The organism is Flagellimonas oceani (genome assembly GCF_011068285.1).
GTDB classification, from domain to species: Bacteria; Bacteroidota; Bacteroidia; order Flavobacteriales; family Flavobacteriaceae; genus Flagellimonas; species Flagellimonas oceani.
Map to the genome: position 1 here is coordinate 1,201,314 of NZ_CP049616.1, position 23,008 is coordinate 1,224,321.

At 43.4% G+C, this 23,008-nt stretch carries 19 protein-coding genes; 11 read left to right on the top strand and 8 right to left on the bottom strand.

Annotated features, from left to right (window positions below):
* Nucleotides 1-160: 160 nt before the first annotated feature.
* Nucleotides 161-640: a CAP domain-containing protein gene (locus GVT53_RS05555; RefSeq protein ID WP_166247820.1), complete on the bottom strand. Its 480-nt coding sequence runs from the start codon at nt 638-640 to the stop codon at nt 161-163.
* Between the two features lie 236 nt (nt 641-876).
* Between GVT53_RS05555 and GVT53_RS05560 the strand changes: the two genes are divergently transcribed.
* Genes GVT53_RS05560 through GVT53_RS05575 form a run of 4 tightly spaced genes read left to right on the top strand, consistent with a single transcriptional unit; the run spans nt 877 to nt 3,803 of the window.
* Nucleotides 877-1,398, top strand: a complete 522-nt coding sequence (locus tag GVT53_RS05560; protein WP_166247821.1) for a 5' nucleotidase, NT5C type — start codon at nt 877-879, stop codon at nt 1,396-1,398.
* 12 nt (nt 1,399-1,410) lie between these two features.
* The gene (locus GVT53_RS05565; RefSeq protein ID WP_166247822.1) at nt 1,411-2,133 is read left to right on the top strand and encodes a carboxylesterase family protein; all 723 of its coding nucleotides are present in this window, start codon (nt 1,411-1,413) and stop codon (nt 2,131-2,133) included.
* A 5-nt stretch (nt 2,134-2,138) separates the two neighbouring features.
* Nucleotides 2,139-2,861: a M15 family metallopeptidase gene (locus GVT53_RS05570; RefSeq protein ID WP_166247823.1), complete on the top strand. Its 723-nt coding sequence runs from the start codon at nt 2,139-2,141 to the stop codon at nt 2,859-2,861.
* Nucleotides 2,862-2,876: 15 nt separating this feature from the next.
* The gene (locus tag GVT53_RS05575; protein ID WP_166247824.1) at nt 2,877-3,803 is read left to right on the top strand and encodes an alpha/beta hydrolase; all 927 of its coding nucleotides are present in this window, start codon (nt 2,877-2,879) and stop codon (nt 3,801-3,803) included.
* Here the strand turns inward: GVT53_RS05575 and GVT53_RS05580 are convergent.
* The 5 genes from GVT53_RS05580 to tsaD form a co-directional block, all read right to left on the bottom strand.
* Nucleotides 3,800-4,984: a class I SAM-dependent methyltransferase gene (locus GVT53_RS05580; protein ID WP_166247825.1), complete on the bottom strand. Its 1,185-nt coding sequence runs from the start codon at nt 4,982-4,984 to the stop codon at nt 3,800-3,802. The genes GVT53_RS05575 and GVT53_RS05580 overlap by 4 nt on opposite strands.
* Before the next feature lie 7 nt (nt 4,985-4,991).
* Nucleotides 4,992-6,092, bottom strand: a complete 1,101-nt coding sequence (locus GVT53_RS05585) for an AI-2E family transporter (RefSeq protein ID WP_166247826.1) — start codon at nt 6,090-6,092, stop codon at nt 4,992-4,994.
* A gap of 3 nt (nt 6,093-6,095) precedes the next feature.
* Nucleotides 6,096-6,746: a DUF4159 domain-containing protein gene (locus GVT53_RS05590; RefSeq protein ID WP_166247827.1), complete on the bottom strand. Its 651-nt coding sequence runs from the start codon at nt 6,744-6,746 to the stop codon at nt 6,096-6,098.
* 63 nt (nt 6,747-6,809) lie between these two features.
* Nucleotides 6,810-7,517 (bottom strand): 16S rRNA (uracil(1498)-N(3))-methyltransferase, encoded by a 708-nt coding sequence (locus tag GVT53_RS05595; protein WP_166247828.1) that lies wholly within the window; start codon nt 7,515-7,517, stop codon nt 6,810-6,812.
* A gap of 18 nt (nt 7,518-7,535) precedes the next feature.
* On the bottom strand, nt 7,536-8,564 hold the full coding sequence (tsaD, locus tag GVT53_RS05600) for a tRNA (adenosine(37)-N6)-threonylcarbamoyltransferase complex transferase subunit TsaD (protein WP_166247829.1): 1,029 nt from the start codon (nt 8,562-8,564) through the stop codon (nt 7,536-7,538).
* A 72-nt stretch (nt 8,565-8,636) separates the two neighbouring features.
* Here tsaD and GVT53_RS05605 point away from each other — a divergent pair, with 72 nt between their 5' ends.
* From GVT53_RS05605 to GVT53_RS05620, 4 genes are all read left to right on the top strand, one after another.
* Nucleotides 8,637-13,088 (top strand): translocation/assembly module TamB domain-containing protein, encoded by a 4,452-nt coding sequence (locus tag GVT53_RS05605; protein ID WP_166247830.1) that lies wholly within the window; start codon nt 8,637-8,639, stop codon nt 13,086-13,088.
* A 145-nt stretch (nt 13,089-13,233) separates the two neighbouring features.
* Nucleotides 13,234-14,220 carry a 6-phosphofructokinase gene (pfkA, locus tag GVT53_RS05610; protein ID WP_166247831.1) on the top strand — a complete coding sequence of 329 codons (987 nt, stop codon included), beginning with the start codon at nt 13,234-13,236 and terminating at the stop codon, nt 14,218-14,220.
* A 23-nt stretch (nt 14,221-14,243) separates the two neighbouring features.
* Entirely contained in the window at nt 14,244-15,245 is a 1,002-nt protein-coding gene (gap, locus tag GVT53_RS05615; protein ID WP_166247832.1) for a type I glyceraldehyde-3-phosphate dehydrogenase, read from the top strand.
* 75 nt (nt 15,246-15,320) lie between these two features.
* The gene (locus tag GVT53_RS05620; protein ID WP_166247833.1) at nt 15,321-16,172 is read left to right on the top strand and encodes an N-acetylglucosamine kinase; all 852 of its coding nucleotides are present in this window, start codon (nt 15,321-15,323) and stop codon (nt 16,170-16,172) included.
* Here the strand turns inward: GVT53_RS05620 and GVT53_RS05625 are convergent.
* Entirely contained in the window at nt 16,165-16,545 is a 381-nt protein-coding gene (locus GVT53_RS05625; protein ID WP_166247834.1) for a RidA family protein, read from the bottom strand. The genes GVT53_RS05620 and GVT53_RS05625 overlap by 8 nt on opposite strands.
* 45 nt (nt 16,546-16,590) lie before the next feature.
* Nucleotides 16,591-19,281, bottom strand: a complete 2,691-nt coding sequence (locus GVT53_RS05630) for a putative LPS assembly protein LptD (protein ID WP_166247835.1) — start codon at nt 19,279-19,281, stop codon at nt 16,591-16,593.
* 128 nt (nt 19,282-19,409) lie between these two features.
* Here GVT53_RS05630 and GVT53_RS05635 point away from each other — a divergent pair, with 128 nt between their 5' ends.
* The 3 genes from GVT53_RS05635 to GVT53_RS05645 all read left to right on the top strand — a co-directional run bounded on the left by GVT53_RS05635 (nt 19,410) and on the right by GVT53_RS05645 (nt 23,005).
* Nucleotides 19,410-20,621 carry an N-acetylmuramoyl-L-alanine amidase family protein gene (locus GVT53_RS05635; protein ID WP_166247836.1) on the top strand — a complete coding sequence of 404 codons (1,212 nt, stop codon included), beginning with the start codon at nt 19,410-19,412 and terminating at the stop codon, nt 20,619-20,621.
* A gap of 65 nt (nt 20,622-20,686) precedes the next feature.
* Complete coding sequence (locus GVT53_RS05640; RefSeq protein ID WP_166247837.1) at nt 20,687-21,679, top strand: MlaD family protein; 993 nt, start codon at nt 20,687-20,689, stop codon at nt 21,677-21,679.
* On the top strand, nt 21,680-23,005 hold the full coding sequence (locus GVT53_RS05645) for a 4Fe-4S dicluster domain-containing protein (RefSeq protein WP_166247838.1): 1,326 nt from the start codon (nt 21,680-21,682) through the stop codon (nt 23,003-23,005).
* The last annotated feature ends 3 nt before the right edge of the window (nt 23,006-23,008 follow it).

Consider the following 23,008-nt stretch of genomic DNA (forward strand, 5'->3'; position numbering starts at 1 on the left):
AATAGGAAAAATGAATAAAGTGTTGATCTTTAAGTATTTGGTTAAATCCGCTTAAAATCTAGGGTTTGCCGCTATTGAATTCGTTTTTGGCAATGGATTAAAATTTGTAGGAAATTATTTTTTATAATGAAAGAAATAGATGTGTTTTAAGATGATATACTTATCTGTAAAACATTTGGGTAAAGTAAAAAACACCATTAGCGTCCGCTTGTGCGCTAACAGCCGAAAAGATGTAGTCGCCTTCTATTGCCCTTCGGTGGGAATCACTTTTTAACCAAGCATCTACCACGCCTTTGGCCGTCACAAAATTCCTGCCCACAATTTCGGATACGTAATTGGCCTTGGCCTCTACGGTAAGATTGGATGACCTCTGATCAAAATCATCGTGGCTGATCGCTTGTTTGTTGATCATATCCTTGGTATGCGCAATGGCATAATCATAGGCAATACCATCAAATTCAAGAGTGTTCATGCCTATAGAGGCCCTGTGTTGGTTGACAAGCTCAAGAATTTCTTCCTCCATCGAGGATACTTGATTTTTGTAGTAGGTTGTTTCAACTTCCTCCACCGAAGTAGTGGTGCATGAGTAGGTTGATACCAATAGAAAAAATACGATAAAAAATCTGCTAAATTGTTTCATAACTTTCAAAATCGGCAGCAAAAGTATTGATGCACAAGTGTTTGTCAGAATGATTTTTGAAGAGTTTTTTGAACGGTTTTTAATCAACGTTCAATAGCGTTAAGCAATTCTTAAAGTGGTATTTCATCGATGGTCGAGTCCATTATGACCAAATTGTAAAGTATGTATTTTGAATTATTGAAAACTTTGATTTTTCATTCAGATTTTGCGTACTTCACAAATTAAAATTCATTTCTATGATCATTTTTGTTGATATGGACGAGGTTATTGCAGATGCCTACGTTGCACATCTAGATATTTACAATCAAGAATTTAAGGCACGGATAAAAATCGAGGACTGTTTTGGCAAAGAATTTTGGCAGATGGTCCCCGAAGGACACCAGCAATCCATAAAAGACCATACAAGACGGGATGGTTTTTTTGGTAGTTTAAAGGTAATCCCCGATAGCCAAGAGGTGCTTGAGGAATTGAGCAAAAAACACGAGGTGTACATTGCCTCGGCCGCAATGGAGTTCCCTCAATCCTTACGGGAAAAGTCGGATTGGTTGGATACCCATTTCCCGTTTATTCCTTGGCAGAACCGAATATTGTGCGGCAACAAACATATTTTAAAAGGCGATGTACTTATCGATGACAGGAGCAAAAACCTTGGACCTTTTGATGGTAGGTCGATCATGTTCACATCGCCCCATAACGCCCACGTTACCGATTTTGAACGTGCCGATACTTGGAAGGATATAGCGGAGAAACTTTTGTAACTTGCAATTGCAATGCAAAACAAAGTATCCCGGTTTTTTATGTTTTTGGGCATGTCCATGCTTCAGGCCTGTGCTGCACAGTCCCATTTGGTACAGGACGAACTGGAAACCGTTACCACGGAAAACGTAAAATACTACCTCTACTATCCCGAGGATTATTTCGATTCCCAAAGCAAAGAATTTGGTCTGTTGCTCTTTCTCCACGGAGGAGGAGAGTCAGGTAGGAACGTGGAGGAAATAAAGGATACAGGTCCCCCAAAAATGTTGGTGGAAGGCAAGCAGTTCCCATTTTTGATTTTGGCCCCTCAAAACCCGCACGCAAAAAAGTGGTGGAATACCGATGCGGTTGTCCAACTGTTGGATTCCGTGGTCCAAAACAATCGAGTGGATAAAAACAGGATCTATTTATCGGGATTGAGTAGGGGAGGGAGTGCATCTTGGGAATTGGCTACCCAATTTCCCGATAAGTTTGCCGCCATGGCCGTAGTCTGTGGAATGGCCCCCTTGCCATATGCGCATTGGATCGATAAAAATATGCCCATTTGGGTTTTTCATGGCGACCAAGACGATGTGATCCATGTTAAGGAGTCCGATGATATGGTGAAAAAATTACGGGAAATGGGGCATAATATCCGTTACACCAGATATAATGGTGTTGGGCATAATGTATGGGACAGAGCCTATACTACAGATTCATTGTACACCTGGTTGGCCGCTCAAAAACGAATTAAATGAACTATATGAGATATTCAATTGTTTTTCTAGGGTTTCTTTTGATAATAAGCTGTCGTCAAAAGGAAAATCCCCGCCAGAATACTACCGTAGAAGCCGAAACAGAAGTAGCTTTGGATGCTATACCCACGGATACCACGGCTAAAGTTGCCAAGCCCGTTCTAAAAACCTTCGATGGTTTGGCCGACACCACTTTTGTAAGGTTGGCAGATTTTAGCGAGGATTTCGCCTACGATATGCGCTATGCCACCAAAAACAATTTTTTAAAGGCCAAGGTGTACGATTGTGCCGAATGCTACACCCGCGTAAAAACGGCCAAGGCATTGATCAAAGCCAATAAGTATTTTATGGATAAAGGCGTTAAAATCAAATTTTATGATTGTTATCGACCCAACTCCGTGCAATATAAAATGTGGGAAATAGTGCCCAACCCCCAATATGTGGCCAACCCGGACAAGGGATCGATTCACAATAGGGGCGGTGCCGTGGATATTACCTTGGTGGATATGGACGGCAACGAACTGGATATGGGAACCGATTTTGATTATTTCGGAAAAAGGGCCTATCACGATAACATGGATTTGCCCCAAGAAATATTGGACAACCGAAAATTATTAAAGGAAACCATGGAGGCCCATGGCTTTTGGTCCATAAGAACGGAGTGGTGGCATTACAACCTTTCGTCAGCCTCCAATGATCCCGTGGCCAATTTTAAATGGGAATGTAACTAGTGATCGCTCAACTTTATGAAAAAGCTTAAAAAATCAACCTTGGCCATAGTATTGATTTCGTTTGGAATGTCTGCTCAGGATACTATTATGCCATTATGGCCAAAAGCTATACCCAATCAAATTAAGTCAGAAGAAAAGGAGAAGATAGAGCATGCCGATGACGGTATAATTTGGATATCCAATGTTCAAGAGCCTACATTGGAAGTCTACCTTCCTGCCCAAAAAAGCATGACAGGGCAGGCGGTAATCATTTTTCCGGGAGGCGGATATTATGGTCTTGCGTATGACTGGGAAGGTATTGATATTGCTAAAACCCTTACTGCGAGAGGGGTGGCGGGTATCGTGGTAAAATACCGCTTGCCTTGGTCCAAATCCATAACCGGGGGGAAGAACGTAGTGCCCTTACAAGATGCCCAGCGTGCCATTAGATTGGTTAGGGAAAACGCTGAAGAGTGGAACATCGCATCCAATAAAATCGGAATTATGGGTTTCTCGGCCGGGGGACATTTGGCGTCCACATTGGGCACCCACTATAATGAAAAGGTATACAAAAGGCAGGATGAAGCCGATGACCTATCGGCCCGTCCAGATTTTATGGCATTGATCTACCCTGTTATCACGTTGGGGGAGCCCAGCACCCATACCGGTTCCAGAGCATCATTGATTGGGGAGGAGCCCTCCGCCGATGCAGTGGATTACCTGTCCAACGAAAAACATGTAGATGTGGATACTCCACCAACTTTTTTGTTACATGCCATGGACGATGAGGCCGTGCCAGTGGAGAATACCATCATGTTTTTTGAAGCTTTGAGAAAACACAATGTACCCGCAACCATGCACGTTTACCCAACAGGCGGGCATGGATTTTCGTTGGCATTACAAGATGAAAAATTGAAAGATTGGATACACCTTTTGTTTGATTGGATAGCGCATTTGGACTAATCGACTAATTTTTCACAGTCCAGGACCAACAACGAACCGCTGTGGGACTTGGTGAAGAACAGGTACCTATTTCCACCATCCTTTATGTTATGTTTTTTACGAAGTTCGGCCACTGTAATGGGAAAGTTGCGAGTGGTAATGTTTGCCTTGGCAACCCCTAAGGATTTTATTGATTTTTTGGAATACGGCAGTACTTGATTCACTTTAAACCTTCTTCCCGGAAAGTCGATGACCCTGTCGGATGTGTACAAATGGGAGTGGGGGTGTAATTTGGCCAAGTCATGGTACTTTGCGACCGACTTAAACCCTCCTGACTTTAGAATGGCCGAATTGGGTTCGTACAAATAGGCCGATGGTTCCCCAAATTCCACTTGGGCGGTATGCTCGTGTTCCAGTTCAAAATTGAAGGTATCGTCTTGTTGTGGAGCAATATTTATGGTTTTTATTTTGATGCTTCCTGTGAAACCCTTTTCTAAGACGAACAAAAGTTCCTTTACTTCATTCTGGACGGCAACTACATGGACTTCTTTTACAAACCGAAGCTCTTCGATCCCCAATTTTATGTCCAAGAGCGGAGAGGTTTTTACCAGAATATGTTGCGTTTTTTCAAAAAGTAGGGGGAGATGTTCAGGTAGGTTTGGTAGACAATCCTCCAATAAAAATACCTTTCCTTTGGCATCATTTCTTCGGGATGGATCCACATAAATCCAATCAAAATCAGTCCTTACATTTTTTAAAAAATCGATGCCGTCCCCAGTTAGACATTCAATATTTTTTTGGCCTAAAATTTCAAAATTATGATGGGCAATTTCACTCAATTCTTGATTGATCTCGCAGTGAAAAACAGCGGCTATTTTTTGGGAAAAAAAGTAGGTGTCCACACCAAACCCACCTGTTAAATCCACTAGTGATTTTCCGTTTACCAATCGAGCTTTATATGTTGCCGTTAGCTCTGAACTTGTTTGCTCGATATTTAATTTATTGGGGTAATAAATATTCGGGGTGCTGAACCAAATCGGGAGCTTATCTTTAGACTTATTCTTCGCTTCAATCTGTTCGGCCAGTTCCTTTTGGGAAATCCCTTCAAAAAGTGGTTTTACCAACAGAACTGACATGATGTCACCTGATAAATTTTTTAAAATAAAATCCTGTGCACCAGTATTTAATATAAGTTTATTCAAACTAAAACTATAAGTTTTTGGTCAGTTTTTTCACGAATGCATTTTCGGCCAAAAATTCTTTCAAAATCACCTTTATTGCAGTATATCCAGGTACGGCGACGACCATTCCTACCACACCAAAAAGAAGCCCCGCTATAATAATGACCAAGAAAATTTCCAAGGGATGGGATTTAACGCTTGTGGAAAAAATAAAGGGTTGCGAAAAGAAATTGTCTATCAATTGTCCCACCGTTAAACCTATCAGAACATACATTGCTTTGGGCAAAATTACGGAGCTAAAATCGGCATCGATAAAAGTGGTCATTGTTAAAAGAACCATGGTCACTCCGCCAATGATCGGACCTATGTAGGGGATAATGTTGAAGAGGGCACAAAGGAACGCAATTACGATGGCGTTTTCCACACCTACAATCAAAAGCGAAATAGTATAAATTACAAACAGAATAAACAATTGCAACAGTATGCCTGCAAAATATCTCGAGAGCAGATTATTGATCTTATCGATGGACTTTACCAGATTGCTTTCTTTGTCATTGGGGACAAAGGTCAGTATGCCGTTTTGCATCAATTTGCTGTCCTTTAAAAAGAAGAAGGAAATGAAGAGCACTGAAAATAGGCCGATGCTAAAATTGCTCAATACATTTACGAATGAATTGATAAAGTTTGGGATAAACTTAAGGTCCAATCCCTTGAGTACGTTCTCTTCGATTTTGGATTCGTTGATCATATCGTTGACGCTCCGAGTAGAGGCGCCAAAATATTCCAAAGTTTGCAGGTAAAGCCTGTTAAGGTCGTTCTTGAGCGCTTCCATATCCAATAAAGAAAGGTTTTTGCTCTGCTCCGCGATCAATGGAATAAAAAGTGCCAAGATACCCGCGAATATCGCAAGCATAAAAAGCATGGTCACTACCACGGCCAAGGTGTTCGGAAACCGCAACCTGTTTCTTAAAAACCTAACTATGGGACGCCCGAGCAAGGCCAGTACCGCGGCTATGGCCAAGTAGGCCAATACGGACTGTATTTTGTAAAAGAACCAGCATATAAGTACCGCGCCCACCATTATGGCCACTGCCCTCAATATTCCGTTGGCTATTGTTTTTGAGTTCATTGATCAGCCTTTAAAAACATATTCAATTATATTGGAACCCATTTGCAGGGCCTTTGTCCTAATCTCTTCGGGATCGTTGTGTACGGTAGGGTCCTCCCAGCCATCTCCGAGGTCGGCTTCGTAGGTGTAGAGCAAGACCAACCTCCCTTTTTCAAAAATGCCAAAGGCCTGTGGGCGCTTGCCATCATGTTCGTGAATTTTGGGCAACCCATCCGGAAAGTTGAACCTTTGGGAAAATATAGGGTGGTCGGCACCCAGTTCCTCCAGTTGCCTATCAGGGAACAGCTTTTCCAATTCCCTTCTCAAATAGGGCTCCATACCATAGTTGTCATCAATGTGCAGAAATCCGCCGGACAAAAGGTAGGTTCGTAAATTTTGAACCTCTTCATCAGTAAAAAACACATTTCCATGCCCTGTCATGTGCAAAAACGGATATTTGAATATGGAAACGTTGCCGGCCTCAACGGTCTCTGGTTCAGAATCTATTTTGGTATCTATGTTGGTGTTGCAAAACTGGATCAAATTTGGAAGTGCCGTTGGGTTGGAGTACCAATCACCGCCACCACCGTATTTGAGAATGGCTATTTGCTGTGCAATGGCGGTGTTTTGTGCAAAAAAAAGCAGCGAAAACACCAAAAACATGGTTTTCTTCATAAGAAACGGTTAACCGACCCTAAAAATAGGACAATCATTTGTAAAACAATGAAGTGTTTCTCTTTAGTTATTGATAATCGCCACTGTTGTGCAGGCCACAATGGCCGCAGTCTCGGTTCGGAGCCTATTTCGCCCAAGGGAAATTGGGGTATATCCTTTTTCTTTGGATAGATCAATTTCTTCCTTGGAAAAATCTCCTTCGGGACCAATAAGTAGGGTAACATCATTATCGGCGATAACCCTTCGCTTTAATTCCATCTTCTCGCCATTTTGGCAATGGGCGATAAATTTAAACCCTACGGAAACGTTCGTTTCCAAAAACTCTTTGTAGGGGACGGCTGGATTTATTTTTGGTAAAATAGTCTGTAAAGATTGCTTCATGGCCGACTGGAGCACCCGTTCCATTCGCTCCAGTTTGATGGTCTTTCTCTCGGAATGGTCACAAATAATAGGGGTGATTTCATCCACGCCTATTTCTGTGGCCTTTTCCAAAAACCATTCGTAACGGTCGTTCATTTTGGTGGGGGCCACCGCCATATGCAATTTGTATCTTTTTGGAATGGTCCTACTTTCCGAAACAATGCGCACTTTGCATCTTTTTTGGTCGGCCTCCAAAATCTCTGCTTCGAACAGGTAGCCCTTGCCATTTGTAATTTGGACGGTATCCCCTTCGGATTTTCGCAAAACCCTGACAATGTGTTTGCTTTCGTCGGGTGGAAAAACAAATTGCTTGGCACTATTGTCCAATTTGGCGTTGTAAAAAAGCTGCATAGCTAAGGTTTAAATTAGTTAGCTGCCTATGGCATATCTTGCTTTGGCGGCAATATTTTGTTGGGTGAACTCCCCTTTGTTGAACTTGAGGTATCCCACGATACCGATCATGGCGGCATTGTCCGTGCAATACTCAAATTTAGGAATAAAGGTTTGCCATCCCAAGTTTTCCTCGGCATCTCTTAATCTACCGCGTATACCTGAATTGGCAGCCACTCCGCCACCGATCGCAATTCGGGTTATCCCGGTCTGGTCAACGGCCATTTGGAGCTTTTCCATCAATATTTCCAAAATGGTGTATTGTACCGAGGCGCAGATATCGTTGATGTTCTCAGCCACAAAATCAGAATTTTTTTGGGACTCGCGCTGTAAAAAGTAAAGAATGCTCGTCTTTAGTCCGCTAAAACTAAAATTTAGCCCATCGACCTTTGGCTTTGGGAATGAAAAAGCAGTTGCGTCTCCCAGTTTGGCATATTTGTCGATAAGCGGTCCCCCGGGATAGGGCAGTCCCATTAATTTGGCACTTTTATCAAAAGCCTCCCCAACGGCATCGTCCAAGGTTTCGCCCAGGACTTCCATGTTAAAATGATCGGTCACCTTTACGATTTGTGTATGTCCACCGCTGATGGTCATGGCCAAAAACGGGAATTCCGGGGTTGTTTGGGCATCGTCCTCGATAAAATGTGCGAGTATATGCGCTTCCATGTGGTTCACTTCGATCAGGGGAATGTCCAGCCCAAGTGCCAACGACTTGGCAAAGGATGTGCCCACCAATAGGGAGCCCATGAGTCCCGGTCCTCTGGTAAAGGCTATGGCAGATAGTTGTTTTTTATCGATATTTGCCTTGGCCAAGGCTTGGTGTACCACGGGAACTATATTTTGTTGATGTGCCCTTGAGGCCAATTCTGGAACAACGCCTCCATATTGCTTGTGGATTTCTTGTGTAGCTACCACATTGCTCAGTACTTTTGTATTACAAAGTACGGCGGCAGAGGTATCATCGCAGGATGATTCTATTGCTAGGATGTATTTTTTTTGATTTTCCACTGGTTTTGGAACAAAAATTGGTCAACAAAGGTAAAACATAAAAGCCCTATCAAAAAACTTCGTAAAATACTGTTGCGCTCCCTGTTGGCCATCATACTTATTCTGGTATTGGGGTCTGTGGTGCTTTCCGTTCCGGCCGTTCAGACCAGATTGGGCAAATACGCAACGGATACCTTGAACAAGGAGTTTGGGACCAATATCCAGATTGATCGCGTAAGTATTTCTCTTTTCGGCCTAAATGCCGATATAAAGGGCGTTTATGTCGAGGACTACAGGCAGGACACTCTTTTTTATATACACAAACTCTCTACATCTATCCTTAATCTTAGGAACATGGCCGGCAATAAAATGGAGTTTGGCGATATAGAGTTGGATGGGCTTACCTTTAATTTAAAGACCTACGAGGGCGCATCGGATACCAATTTGGATGTTTTTGTGGATAAATTGGATGATGGCAAGCCCCGTGACCCGGGAACCCCTCCATTTTTTTTGTCCTCGGGGGAAGTGCAGATACATAAAGGAAAATTTAGGCTGATCGATGAGAACTTGGATGCGGCCGAAGTGTTGAACTTTTCCGAAATTGAAATTCTGGCCTATGATTTTCAAATTCTTGGCCCGGATGTTTCCCTTAAAATAGATGACCTCTCTACATTGGCCAAAAGGGGCATTCGGTTGGAGAAGCTTTCCGCGGACTTTGAATATACTAGGGAATATATGCGTTTTGACTCCCTTTTGATAGATACCGAGCAGTCCAAGCTCAAGGGCGACCTTATGTTCAAATATGAGCGCGAAGATTTGGCAAACTTTGTCGATTTGGTGGAATTGGATGCGAAATTTACAGAATCTACCGTGGCCCTGAACGAAGTAAACGCTTTTTTTGATGAGTTTGGGCAGGATAAAATCGTAAACTTTACCGGGGATTTTAGCGGTAGGCTCAATCAGCTTCAGGTGGATAATCTGTTTCTGTTCACCGACAACACCGGGATTCGGGGCGATTTTAGGTTCGATAATATGTTCAGTGAGCAGGCCCCATTTGTTTTACGGGGCGATATTGACAACCTGACTTCCAGTTACTATCAGCTAAGAAGTATTTTGCCCAAAATTTTGGGCGACAACATTCCGGCGTCCGTTCAAAAACTTGGTCAGTTTACGGTTCGGGGCGATACGGAGGTCACCGAAACCTCGATAGATGTGACCGTGAACCTTAACACAGCGGTAGGGGACAGTTATGTAGACTTACAGATGACCAACGTGCAGACCATTGAAGATGCCTCCTACATTGGTTTTATTTCCTTGATCGATTTTAATATAGGCGAGTTTATAGACAATGAACAATTGGGGCTGGCCTCCATGGACATGAACGTGGAAGGAAAGGGGTTTGTTGCGGAAAGTTTGAACACCGAAGTCTCAGGAGATGTTTACAAACTCGAATTCAATAATTATGAATACAATAAAATAAAGGTCTCCGGTATACTCCGTAACCAGTTGTTCGATGGGGTCCTTCTTTGCAACGATGAGAACTTTAGGTTCGATTTTCAAGGATTGGCCAATTTCGGGGAAAGGGAGAACAAATTCAACTTTGTGGCCGCAGTTGATTATGCTGACTTAAAAGCATTGAAATTCATCAATGATAGTATTTCCATCTTTAAAGGGCATGTGAACATGGACATCGAAGGGAATAATCTGGATGATATGGCCGGACAGCTTCGATTTTCCAATACCACATATCAAAATAAAAACGATACCTATTATTTTGAGGATTTCAGTGTGGTCTCGTCTTTTGATAGGGATACCATACGTACCATTGAGATCAATTCCCCGGACATTATAACCGGATACATGCGGGGCAGCTTCAAGTTGAACGAGTTGGGCCAATTGGTCCAAAACTCGGTAGGTAGCATCTATACCAATTATCAACCCTTTAAAATTTCCGATGGGCAATATTTGGACTTCAATTTTAAGATTTACAATAAAATCGTGGATGTGTTTGTGCCGGAAATCGCTTTTGATGCCAATACATTTATACGAGGGGCCATAGAAGCCGACCAGAGCGATTTTAAGCTCACGTTCAAATCGCCCAGTATTGAAGCGTTCGGCAACAAATTCGACAATATTGAATTGAAGATCGACAACAAGAACCCCCTGTTCAATACCTTCGTTTCCGTTGAGGATATGTCCACGGTATATTACGACATCAAGGATTTTAGTTTGATAAACACCACCTTAAAGGATACACTTTTCTTTAGAACCGAGTTCAAGGGCGGTAGCGAGTACAACGATAGCTATAACCTTAACTTTTACCACACTTTTAACGAGAACAACCGATCGGTGATCGGTCTCAAAAAATCCGACATCAGTTTTAAGGGCAATACTTGGGTGCTCAACAAAAACGGCAACAACAAGAACAAGGTCATTTTCAACAGTACGTTGGATAGTATCCTTATCGAGGATGTGGTCATGGACAACAACAATGAGGAACAAATCCGATTGCGGGGAGAGATAGCCGATTCAACCTACAAAGATCTAGATCTGCAGTTCAAGTTGGTGTCACTCGATAAAGTGACCCCGGCCATAGATAGTTTAAAGTTGAACGGTGAAGTAGACGGGTTTTTGAACATTCTACAAAAAGATGGGAACTATTTGCCCACATCCAGCCTCAATATCAAAAATTTTAGCGTCAACGACATGCGTATGGGCAACCTGGAAGTGGGAATCTACGGTAATAACGACCTTACCGAGTTTGGTGTGAGCACTTGGCTGAACGATGACGGCAGGGAGCGCATGAGCATAAACGGCAGGGTGACCAACGTGAACAACGAGCAGGAACTAGATTTAAGGGCAAATTTTAAGGATTTTGCCATGGAGCCCTTTAAACCATTGGGGCAAGATATAATTTCCAATATTAGGGGCTTCATCAGCGGTGATGCCGTGATTACGGGAGACGTGGAAAATCCATCTATCAATGGTCTGTTGACTTTGAACGAGGCAGGTATTGGAGTCCCGTACCTCAATGTAGATTACGATTTTGCGCCCAGATCACAGGTGCGGCTCTTTGATCAGACCTTTTATTTTGAAAATGTACAACTGTCCGATGTAGAAGAAGGTACAACGGCAACCATGGACGGCTCCATTAGCCATACAGGTTTTGATGACTGGTACCTTGATTTGGATTTGAATACCAAGGAAGACCGTTTTATGATCTTGAACACGGATTATGACGAAGAATCGCTGTACTACGGAACAGGCTTTATCAATGGAACTGGCAGTATCTATGGCCCTGTCGATGCGCTGACCATAACCGTGGATGCCAGCACAGCAAGGGGCACTTCGTTAAAAATCCCGTTAAGCGATGTGACCAGTGTTGGCGATTATTCCTTTATCAACTTTATAGAAAAAGGGGGCGAGGGGTCCCTGGAAGAAGAGCGTGTCCTGGAAGACTATCAAGGTCTGGAAATGGCATTTGACCTTGCCGTTACACCAGAGGCCGAAGTGGAGATCGTGGTCGACCAGTCCACGGGAAGTTCGCTAAAGGGAACAGGCGAGGGGATATTACTGATCGAGATAAATACCAACGGAAAATTTAATATGTACGGGGATTTTGTAGTGGTCACGGGGGAATATAACTTTAAGTACGGCGGGGTAATAGACAAAAAGTTCAAAGTGCGTCCGGGAGGAACCATTTTGTGGGAACAAGATCCTCTTGCGGCCCAGTTGAACCTCGAAGCGGTATATTCGTTGAACGCCAACCCTGCGCCGCTTTTGGACAATGCCGGATATACGGGAAGAATACCCACCGAGGTCGTGGTTCGGTTGGATGGCGAACTGGAAAGTCCGAACATCAATTTTGGTATTGATTTTCCGGGTACCACATCCGTAGTGCAATCAGAACTGGAGTATCGATTGCAGGATCCCACCATCAAGGAAAGAAATGCCTTTTTCTTATTGGCACAGGGAACTTTTGTGAACCCGCAGACCGGAGGAATCAACCAACAGGCAGTGACCGGCAACCTGATACAGACCGCATCCGGACTGTTCAATCAAATTTTATCTGGCAACAACGACAAACTGAACTTTGGGGTCTCCTACGAACAGGGCTATAACGATCCCAATGCGGATATTGCCACGGAGGATAGGATAGGGGTTACCGTTTCCACGCAACTATCCGATCGTATCTTGGTCAACGGAAGGGTAGGCGTACCGGTAGGAGGGGTCTCCGAGACCGTGGTCGCTGGTGATGTGGAAGTACAGATTTTACTGAACGACGAGGGAACACTGAGTGCCAAAATATTTAACCGTGAGAACCAAATACAGCAGTTTTTGGCCGAAAGGCAAGGGTACACACAGGGATTGGGACTATCCTATCAAGTAGACTTTAACAGCTTTAGGGAGTTGATGCGAAAGGTGTTCCGCACAAAGGAAAAGCCCAAAAAAGAAGAGGAGCCCGCTCCTCGAAAACAAGCTACCCAGGTCATGGGCAAAGATAGCCTTATCCGTTTTTCCCAAAAGCCGGTTAACCGTCCTTAAATCAGGCCAATAAAATTTATATTTTTAAGCGTTTTTGTATTAATTTATTACGAAAACGTTTGAGAAAGCCCTTTAAAACAAATAAATTATTAAGATATTCAAAATTTAAATAAAGTTTCCTAGCTTTGATTTCTTAAAAATTTGAATGGCTTCAGAAATTAAAAAAATAGGAGTTTTTACGTCTGGCGGAGACTCTCCTGGAATGAATGCCGCAATTCGTTCCGTTGTCCGTACATGCGCATATTTAAATATTGAATGTGTTGGTATCTACAGAGGATATCAAGGTATGATAGAAGGCGACTTTAAGACCTTGGATGCACGTAGTGTAAACAATATTATCAATAAAGGAGGTACCATTTTAAAGTCTGCACGTTGCGAAGATTTTAGGACAAAGCAAGGAAGGAAGAAAGCTTACGACCAATTGACCAAAGAAGGTATCGATGCATTTGTCGTTATCGGGGGAAATGGCAGTTTCACAGGAGCCCTTTTGTTTACCGAGGAATACAATTTTCCGGTAATCGGCATACCCGGTACCATTGACAATGATATTTTAGGATCATCCTTTACCATTGGTTTCGACACAGCGATCAACACCGTGGTAGATGCCATAGATAAGATACGCGACACCGCAAGTTCCCATAATCGACTGTTTTTTGTTGAGGTGATGGGAAGGGATGTGGGACATATTGCACTCAATGCGGGTGTAGGTGCCGGTGCCGAAGAAATATTGATACCAGAACAAAACTTGGGTCTTGAGCGTTTGTTGGATTCCCTGAAGCGCAGTAAGGCATCAGGTAAATCCTCCAGCATCGTTATTGTGGCGGAAGGCGACAAAATTGGTAAAAACGTCTTCGAACTCAAGGAATATGTAGAGGAACATCTCCCAATTTATGATGTAAGGGTATCCGTACTGGGGCATATGCAGCGCGGGGGCAACCCGACCTGTTTCGACCGTGTTCTGGCCAGTAGGATGGGAGTAAAGGCCGTGGAAAGCATTTTAGAGGGCAAATCAAACCTAATGGTAGGTATCAGGGATACCAAATTGGTGCTGACGCCATTGGCAGAAGCCATAAAGGCACACACAGAAATCGATGAAGAGCTCATTAGAGTTTCGGATATAATGACAACTTAAATTTAAACACAAAAAAGAAGAACATGTCAAATTTGAAAATAGGGATCAACGGATTCGGTAGAATTGGAAGGTTGGTATTTAGAGCAACCGTAAAAAGGGACAATGTGGATGTTGTGGCAATCAACGATTTGTTGGATGTGGAGCACCTTGCATACCTTTTAAAGTATGATTCGGTACACGGTAACTTTGATGGGACCGTGGAAGTTAAGGACGGAAACTTGGTGGTTAATGGCAACACGATCAGAATTACAGCTGAGCGCGATCCAAAAAACTTGAAATGGGATGCAGTTGGTGCAGCGGTCGTAGCAGAATGTACCGGTATCTTTACAACTTTGGATATGGCACAGAGCCACATCGACGGAGGTGCCAAAAAAGTAGTGATATCGGCACCTTCCAAAGATGCCCCGATGTTCGTAATGGGAGTTAACCACAAGGACGTTAAGGCAACGGATACAATCATTTCCAATGCCTCTTGTACCACTAACTGTTTGGCGCCCATCGCCAAAGTTTTGGACGATGCGTTCGGTATCGATGAGGGATTGATGACTACGGTACACGCTACAACAGCGACCCAGTTGACCGTGGATGGTCCGTCCAAAAAAGATTATAGAGGCGGAAGAAGTGCCCTTTTGAACATTATTCCTGCCGCAACAGGTGCAGCAAAAGCCGTGACCAAGGTAATTCCATCTTTGGAAGGTAAGCTTACAGGTATGGCGTTCAGGGTGCCTACTGCCGATGTATCCGTAGTGGATTTGACCGTACGTTTGGCAAAGGAAACTTCCTATGAAGAAATCAAAAAGGCCATGAAGGACGCTTCCGAAGGAGAATTGTCCGGGATTTTGGGCTATACCGATGAGTTGGTCGTTTCACAAGATTTTGTGGGCGATGTCAGGACTTCCATTTTTGATGCAGATGCAGGAATTGAACTGAATTCCAAATTCTTCAAAGTGGTTTCTTGGTACGATAACGAAACAGGTTACTCCAATAAATTGGTTGATTTGGCACTGCACGCAGCAAGCCTATAATTTTTTATCTCAATAAATTTTTATCCTGAAGGGCGGAACCCCGCTCTTCAGGATTTCAATATAAAATCTCGACGTATGGTTTTGATCGTGGATAGTGGCGCCACTAAATCCGATTGGATTGCCCTTGATGAAAAAGGGGAACAACTTTTTGTTACCCAAACACTGGGACTTAGTCCAGAAGTGCTTACCAAAGAAGTAATAGAGGATAGATTGGCCAATAATTTTGAGCTGTCCAAGAACAAGGAACAAGTACGTCAATTGTATTTCTACGGTGCCGGTTGTGGTACCGATAGAATGAAAAACTTTTTGAAATCCATCTTCAAGGATTTCTTTCCAAATGCCAAGGCGGAAGTACGGGAAGATACCTACGCCGCAATTTATTCCACCACTAAAATTGGTAAACAGGGCATCGTATGTATCCTGGGAACAGGTTCCAATTGTAGCTATTACGATGGGCACCAATTGATCCAGAAAGTAACCTCGTTGGGGTATATTTTAATGGATGATGGCAGTGGAAATTTCTTCGGTAGAAAATTGATACGGGATTATTATTTCCACAAAATGCCACAAGATCTTGGGATGAAGTTCGCCAAGGAATTCGACCTCGATGCCGATGTGATCAAGGAGCATCTGTACAAACAGCCCAATCCGAACACCTATTTGGCCACATTTGCACGTTTTATTATTGAAAACAAGGAGCATCCCTACTGCAAAGGTGTCATCGAAAAAGGATTACAGCAATTCGTCAACAATTATATTATGCAGTATGAGCTGGCCACCAAAGTGCCGATTAGCTTTGTGGGCAGTATAGCACATTTTCTGCAGGACGAACTTACCGCTTGCCTGGAACGCAACGATTTGATTTTGGGAGTCATTCGCCGTAGACCCATCGAAGGCCTAGTGGAATTCCACAAGGAAACTATCTGATAGCGATCATCGAAATTTCAACATTGACGAACTTTGGAAGGTTTGCAACCTCCACCGTTTCCCTGGCAGGAGCGGTATCCGCATCAAAATAAGTTCCATACACCTCGTTTATTTGGGCAAACTGGTTCATGTCCTTTATAAATATGGAGGACTTGACCACGTGTTCAAAAGTCATTCCCGCTTCCTCAAGAATGGCCCTCAGGTTTTCCATGGACTGTTTTGTTTCGGCCTTGATATCACCATCAACCAATTCGCCCGTTGATGGGTCGATCGGAATCTGTCCGGAAATATAAAGGGTATCTTTTATAAGTACAGCTTGGTTGTACGGTCCGATCGGAGCAGGTGCCTTTGAGGTATTTATGATTTTTTTCATGGTGCAAATTTTGACGGTTTAAGGTAACGAATAAAACAATAGCGACTAACGCTGACTTCTGTTTTCCCATTTGATATCGCTCAAAATCGAGCTCTTAATCCCAATAAAGAAATACCAACGTTCAAATCTGCCAAAAGGGGTCCAGTCAAAGCTCAACCTAAAACTCCCAAGGTCGCGTTTAAAGGCAAACCGGGTATCGGCAAAACCTTTGTTCTTTAGGTCGTAGCCCGAGTTGAACCCCACTTCCCATTTTGGGGTAAGCTGAATGTTGCCCGAAAACATTAGGGAATGGTTGGTTATCTCGCTTTGCCGATTGCTGTTGTTGTAGGAGGCAACGTAGGTAAATCGGGCGTCCCACGGTAACTTGTTGTTGTAAATAGGCTGGTCTTCGTTTTTTTGGTCGCCCTTGTTTGCATTGCCGCGATCAAAACGTGACTGTTCACCGCGAATATCGTCCATGGCAAAAGGGTTGTCGCTAAAATCGGATTGTTTCTCCTCTTCGCTTTTTTCCTTTGCGCCGCCTTTTTGGAACATTTCGCTGTTCAGGGAAAAACTGGTGTTGATCCTGGCAGAAGTCAAACGGGCAATGCCGCCACCGTTTTTTATGTTAAGGGTGTTGATCCTTCTTCCGCTGTTGTCTATGGCATAGGGATCGAACGTTGCCGCAAAGTTGATGGGCACATTTTTTATGATCTCCGTTGCACCGCTCATGCTGATGGGACTTAGCTTTAAGGAATCCGCTTCGAGATTGTAGCTGGCATTGAAACTAAGGTTGCTGAGTATTTTTACCTTTCTGGGCTCGGTTGCTGTGGAGTCCTTATCCCTCACTTTTGCCTCTAACGAGTTTTGAAGGGAAAAACTCAATGAGCTGCCCTTGTTCAGTGAAGGTCTGCCGTACAGGCTTGTCTCGTAAGGCGTATATTGAACCTCATCGCCGTCCCCATCAATGTAACTGTCATAAAACTGCTCAAAAGATGGTGTGTACCCATAACTTATGGAGGGTCGCATAACGTGCCTCAATGCCTGTATCTTTTTATCCTCACCACGGTTCCATGTACCATATACGGTTGTACCGATACTTGTTCCGAAACTATATCTATTGAATCTATCGAACCCAGCAATGGTGTCGGTGACCACTTCTTCTGCCTCGGCATCATACCGGCGCCTTATGGTTTCCATGGTCCAGACATCCTCATAATTACCACTTAAACTAACGCTCAGGTATTTTGCCAGTTTAAAGTTGGTCGCTACCGGAATTCTGTGCCGTGCACCGATCCGGGCATCATCGAACATACCACTTTTAAAAAAGTTCTCTTCCGTAGTCGTAATGCTGTTCTGTGCATTCACGTCATATTGGAAGTTGATGTTCTCGAACACTCCCTTTTTTACCTCGTCCCGTTTTACAAATGGATAAATACGTTCCATACTTGCCTGGAAGGTGGGCAGCGACATGTTGATGGTCCTTTCCTCCGAACGGTTGTTTTGGGTATGGCTCAGTGTTAAGCTCGTGTTCACAGAGGGATAGGCCGGAAATGTTTTGGAGTAACTTATGGATGATGCAAAGGTGTTGGTCTGTGAATTGTTACGGTTGACCTGGTTCAACGAGTTGGTGTAATATTGACTGGAACCTAGGTTAACGGATGCCGAAAACCTTGAATTTGGACTGGCCTTGGAATCTTGGGAGTGGGAAATCCGGATATTATAGTTGCTCGTTCGACTGTAATCATCAAAACCTTTTTGACTGGTTACCAAGTTTTCGTAGCTTATGTTGATGTTGCCATTGAACTTATACCTTTTTGAATAAATGGACCTTCCCTGCAGGCCATAGCTCCCGTTGGTGTAATAATCCCCTGTAATGCTCAGGTCCACATATTCGCTTATGGGCAGATAATACCCGCCATTTTGGATAAAATATCCCCTTCTTGGGTCGTTACCAAAAGTTGGGAACAGGATACCGGCCACTCTTCCCGTTGTTAAAGGGAAATAGGCAAATGGTAGGGCTATGGGTGTGGGCACGTCCATAATGTACATATTACTGTATCCGGCAATGATCTTCTTTTTGGGGACGAACTTGGCCTTTCTTATCCGAATGTAGTAATCGGGGTTTACCGTATCGCTCGATGTGGTCAACTTTCCCTCGTTTAAAAAATAAACGGAATCGTTCTCTTTTTTGGTCTTTTCGGCATACACCTTCATGGCGTCACTGCCCAATTGTCCCAGACCGGCCTGTTGCTCGGTTCGGGAATTCCAAATCAATGCTTTTTCCGTATCAAAATTAAAACGTATGGAGTCGGGCCGGACCTCTTGCTCCCCCTGTTTAAAAAATGGCAATTGGGAGTAATTTCCCAAGGAATCCTTCATACGGCCGGCATATACCTCATTTTTTACATAATCCATTACAATGACCCCAGCTTTTAGCTCGGTATCCTGATAATAGATCTCCGCTTCATCGTACAGGTAAATTTTATTGTCCTTTTGGCTTAGCTTTACATAATCTTTGGCCTTATATTTTATTTTGTCCAACAGCATAGGTTGCTTTTCTGGCACCGTATCTGTTTGAACAGAATCTGTTCGGATGGAGTCGTTGAGAATATTCGGGGGCATCAAAGGAGCAAAGATGGTATCCTTGATGGCCTTGATTGGCAAAGGTGTAATCGGGTCTTCCTGAGCACTTAAGGTGACGATGCCACAAAGAAGAACAAATAGGAAAACTAAAAGATGTTTATTTGGTTGCAACGTGATAAATCCTATTTTTGTGCTAGTTGGCCCAGTTTTGGGGTCAAACTTACATATATTTTTTGTTCTACTAATTGGGGATTACGATATTTTTAACCATTACAGAACGCTATAATTACTCAAGTCTTATGAATAAAAGTCGGTTGGCATTTTTAGTTTTCGCACTTCTGGTCCTTCCCTTGACCTCTTTCAACAAAAATGATACCGAGGTTCAATCGAAAGATAAATTTGTTGTGGTTTTGGATGCGGGGCATGGTGGGCATGACCCTGGCAACATTGGAAATGGCTATTTGGAAAAGAAAATAGCACTGGCCATTGTCCTAAAAGTCGGGAAAGAGCTGGAAAAGCATCCGGACATCAAAGTGGTTTACACACGGGATGATGACACCTTTGTGGATTTGTTCGAACGCGGGGAAATCGCCAATAAGGCGAACGCCGACCTTTTTGTGTCCGTACACTGCAACGCACATAGCTCCGATGCCTATGGAACGGAAACCTACGTGCTTGGATTGCACGCCAATCGCCAAAACTTTGAAGTGGCCAAAAAGGAGAACTCGGTAATCTATCTAGAGGATAATTATGAGCAGCGCTATGCCGAGTACGACATCAACTCGCCGGAATCCGTAATAGGGCTTACCATTATGCAGGAAGAATTTTTGGACCAGAGCATCCAATTGGGAAAAAAGCTTCAGGATAATTTTACAAAACAGTTAAAGCGTAAAGACAGAAAGGTGAAACAGGCCGGGTTTATAGTCTTGCACCAGACCTTTATGCCAAGTGTCCTGGTCGAGGCAGGATTTTTGACCAATAAGAACGAAGGAAGCTACCTTAATTCCGAAAAAGGTCAGCAAGAAATGGGCAATGCCATAGCCAAAGCTGTATTGGCATATAAGGAGGAAATGGGGCTCGCTACTTCAAATCCCGTTGCCGAAACGCCAAAACCCGAAGATACCGAAGTGGCCTTGGAAATAAAAGAAGAGGCCCCCAAAGAGGAAACCATCAAAAAAGAAGAACCGCCCAAACAAGAAACAAGCAATACCAATGTTGCCAAGACAGAAGAGAAAAATGGGGCGGAAGCCACAAATTCTGGCATAGTCTTTAAAGTACAGCTCATGGCAAGTGGAAAAGCGATACCTTTAAGTCCGGAAAATTTTAATGGACTGGACGAATTGTCCAAAGAGCCTTACAAAAATATGTTCCGATATATGTATGGCAATGCAAGCAATTACGAGGCGGCAAAGAAGTTGAAGAACGATGCGGATTCCAAGGGATATACCACATCGTACATCGTGGCATACAAAAATGGGGTAAGGGTTCCGATAACGGACGCATTGAAGTAGGATGGCTTCAAATAACGTCTTGTTAAAATTATTCCTAATTTTGTTTAAATCATAAACCGAATCTTTTGAAACTAACCAGGGAAATTAAAACCGGGATTATCGTAGTTGCTGGAATAGCAGCCTTTATTTTTGGCTTGAGCTACTTAAAATCCTCCGCTCTTTTTGAAAATAGCAAGACTTTTTACGCCATTTACGATGATGTAGGAGGTTTGCAACCGGGAACAAAAGTGACCATTAACGGCTTTAATGTGGGCAATGTCACCGATATCAGGTTCAGGGATAGTTCCGGAAAATTACTGGTAACCTTGACAGTCACCAACGAATTTGAGTTTTCGAGAAATAGTATTGCTGAATTGTTCGATACTGGAATCATTGGAGGTAAAGGGGTGCAAATTGTACCGGTATTGGACAACGCCCCGCCTGCAAAATCAGGGGATACATTGCAATCCAAAATAAAATTGGGGCTTACCGAGCTGGTACAGCAAAAACTGACGCCTTTACAAATGAAGGTAGAGGGTGCCGTCTCCAATGCGGACTCGCTGTTGATGAACGTGAACCAAATACTGGATGACCCTACCAAAAAACAACTTCAGGAAACGATTGTTTCGATGAATCAATTGGTAAAATCTTTTAAGGGGAGTGCCGATAATTTGAACAAATTGTTGGACAATAATCAGGCGCAATTGGACAGCTCACTGAAGAACGTGAGCCATATAACATCAAACTTTTCCAAGATTTCAGATTCTTTGGTCAATGCAGATTTGGGCGGTACCTTGGCCCAGTTCCAGACCACCGTGGGCAAATTGAACAGTATTCTCGCCAAAATAGAGCGTGGCGAGGGCACATTGGGCAAATTGCAAAAGGACGATGCGCTCTACGATAATTTGGCAGAGGCATCCAGGGAACTGGACCTGTTGCTCCAGGACTTTAGACTCAATCCAAAACGCTACGTCAACGTTTCCGTGTTTGGTAAAAAGCAAAAAGAATACACGCTCCCGGAAGACGACCCTGCCGAAGAAGAGGAAAACCCGACCGAACAACAAGAAAACAATCCGTAAATGGAATATCTGCCCAATATTATATTTGCCGTGGCCCTGATAGCGGGCATTGGCTTTTTTGTCCGCAACGTAAAAAAGTTGACAAGGAACATTAAGCTGGGAAGAGATGTTGATGTAAGCGACAACAAAGCACAGCGATGGAAGAACATGGCAAAGATAGCTTTGGGCCAGACAAAAATGGTGGTACGCCCCATAGCGGGCATAATGCACGTTATAGTTTATGTCGGTTTTATCATCATCAATATTGAGGTACTGGAAATTATTCTCGATGGGCTTTTTGGAACCCACAGATTGTTTTCGCCGCTTGGTCCTGTGTATGACCTTTTGATAGGTTCTTTTGAAATATTGGCACTTTTGGTTATTGTGGCCGTGGTGGTTTTTTGGATACGAAGGAACATAATCAGGATTCAGCGTTTCATAAAACCAGAAATGAAAGGATGGCCCAAAACGGATGGAAACATGATTCTGTACATTGAATTTGTATTGATGGTTCTGTTTCTCACCATGAACGCTGCCGATTTTCAGTTGCAACAATTGGGCGCCGAGCATTATAAGCAAGCAGGCGCATTTCCCGTTAGCCAATTTATTGTTCCATTGTTGGATGGCCTTTCCGAATCATCTTTGATTTTGGTTGAAAGGACAGCGTGGTGGTTGCATATCTTGGGTATTTTGGCCTTTCTCAACTACCTCTATTACTCAAAACATTTACACATCCTTTTGGCATTTCCCAATACCTATTACGGTAAAATAAAGCCACAAGGGCAGTTCAATAATTTGGAATCGGTCACCAAAGAGGTTAAATTGATGATGGACCCCGATGCGGACCCATATGCCGCACCAGCGGAAGATAGCACCGCAGAGCCCGAAAAATTCGGGGCATCCGATGTTATGGACCTCAATTGGGTACAGTTGCTCAATGCATACACCTGCACCGAGTGCGGACGATGTACAGCGGAGTGTCCGGCCAATCAAACCGGAAAAAAACTGTCCCCACGTAAAATTATGATGGACACCCGCGACCGATTGGAAGAAGTGGGCAAAATCATGGATGCCAACAAAGGAGAATTTTTTTCCGATGGCAAACAATTGTTGAACGATTATATTACCCCAGAGGAACTTTGGGCATGCACCACGTGTAATGCTTGTGTGCAAGCCTGCCCTGTGAGCATAGACCCATTGTCCATTATTGTGGAAATGCGTAGGTATTTGGTGATGGAGCAATCTGCAGCACCTACCGAGTTGAACAATATGATGTCCAATATCGAAAACAATGGAGCTCCATGGCCGTACAACCAAATGGACCGACTAAATTGGGTAAACGAATAAATC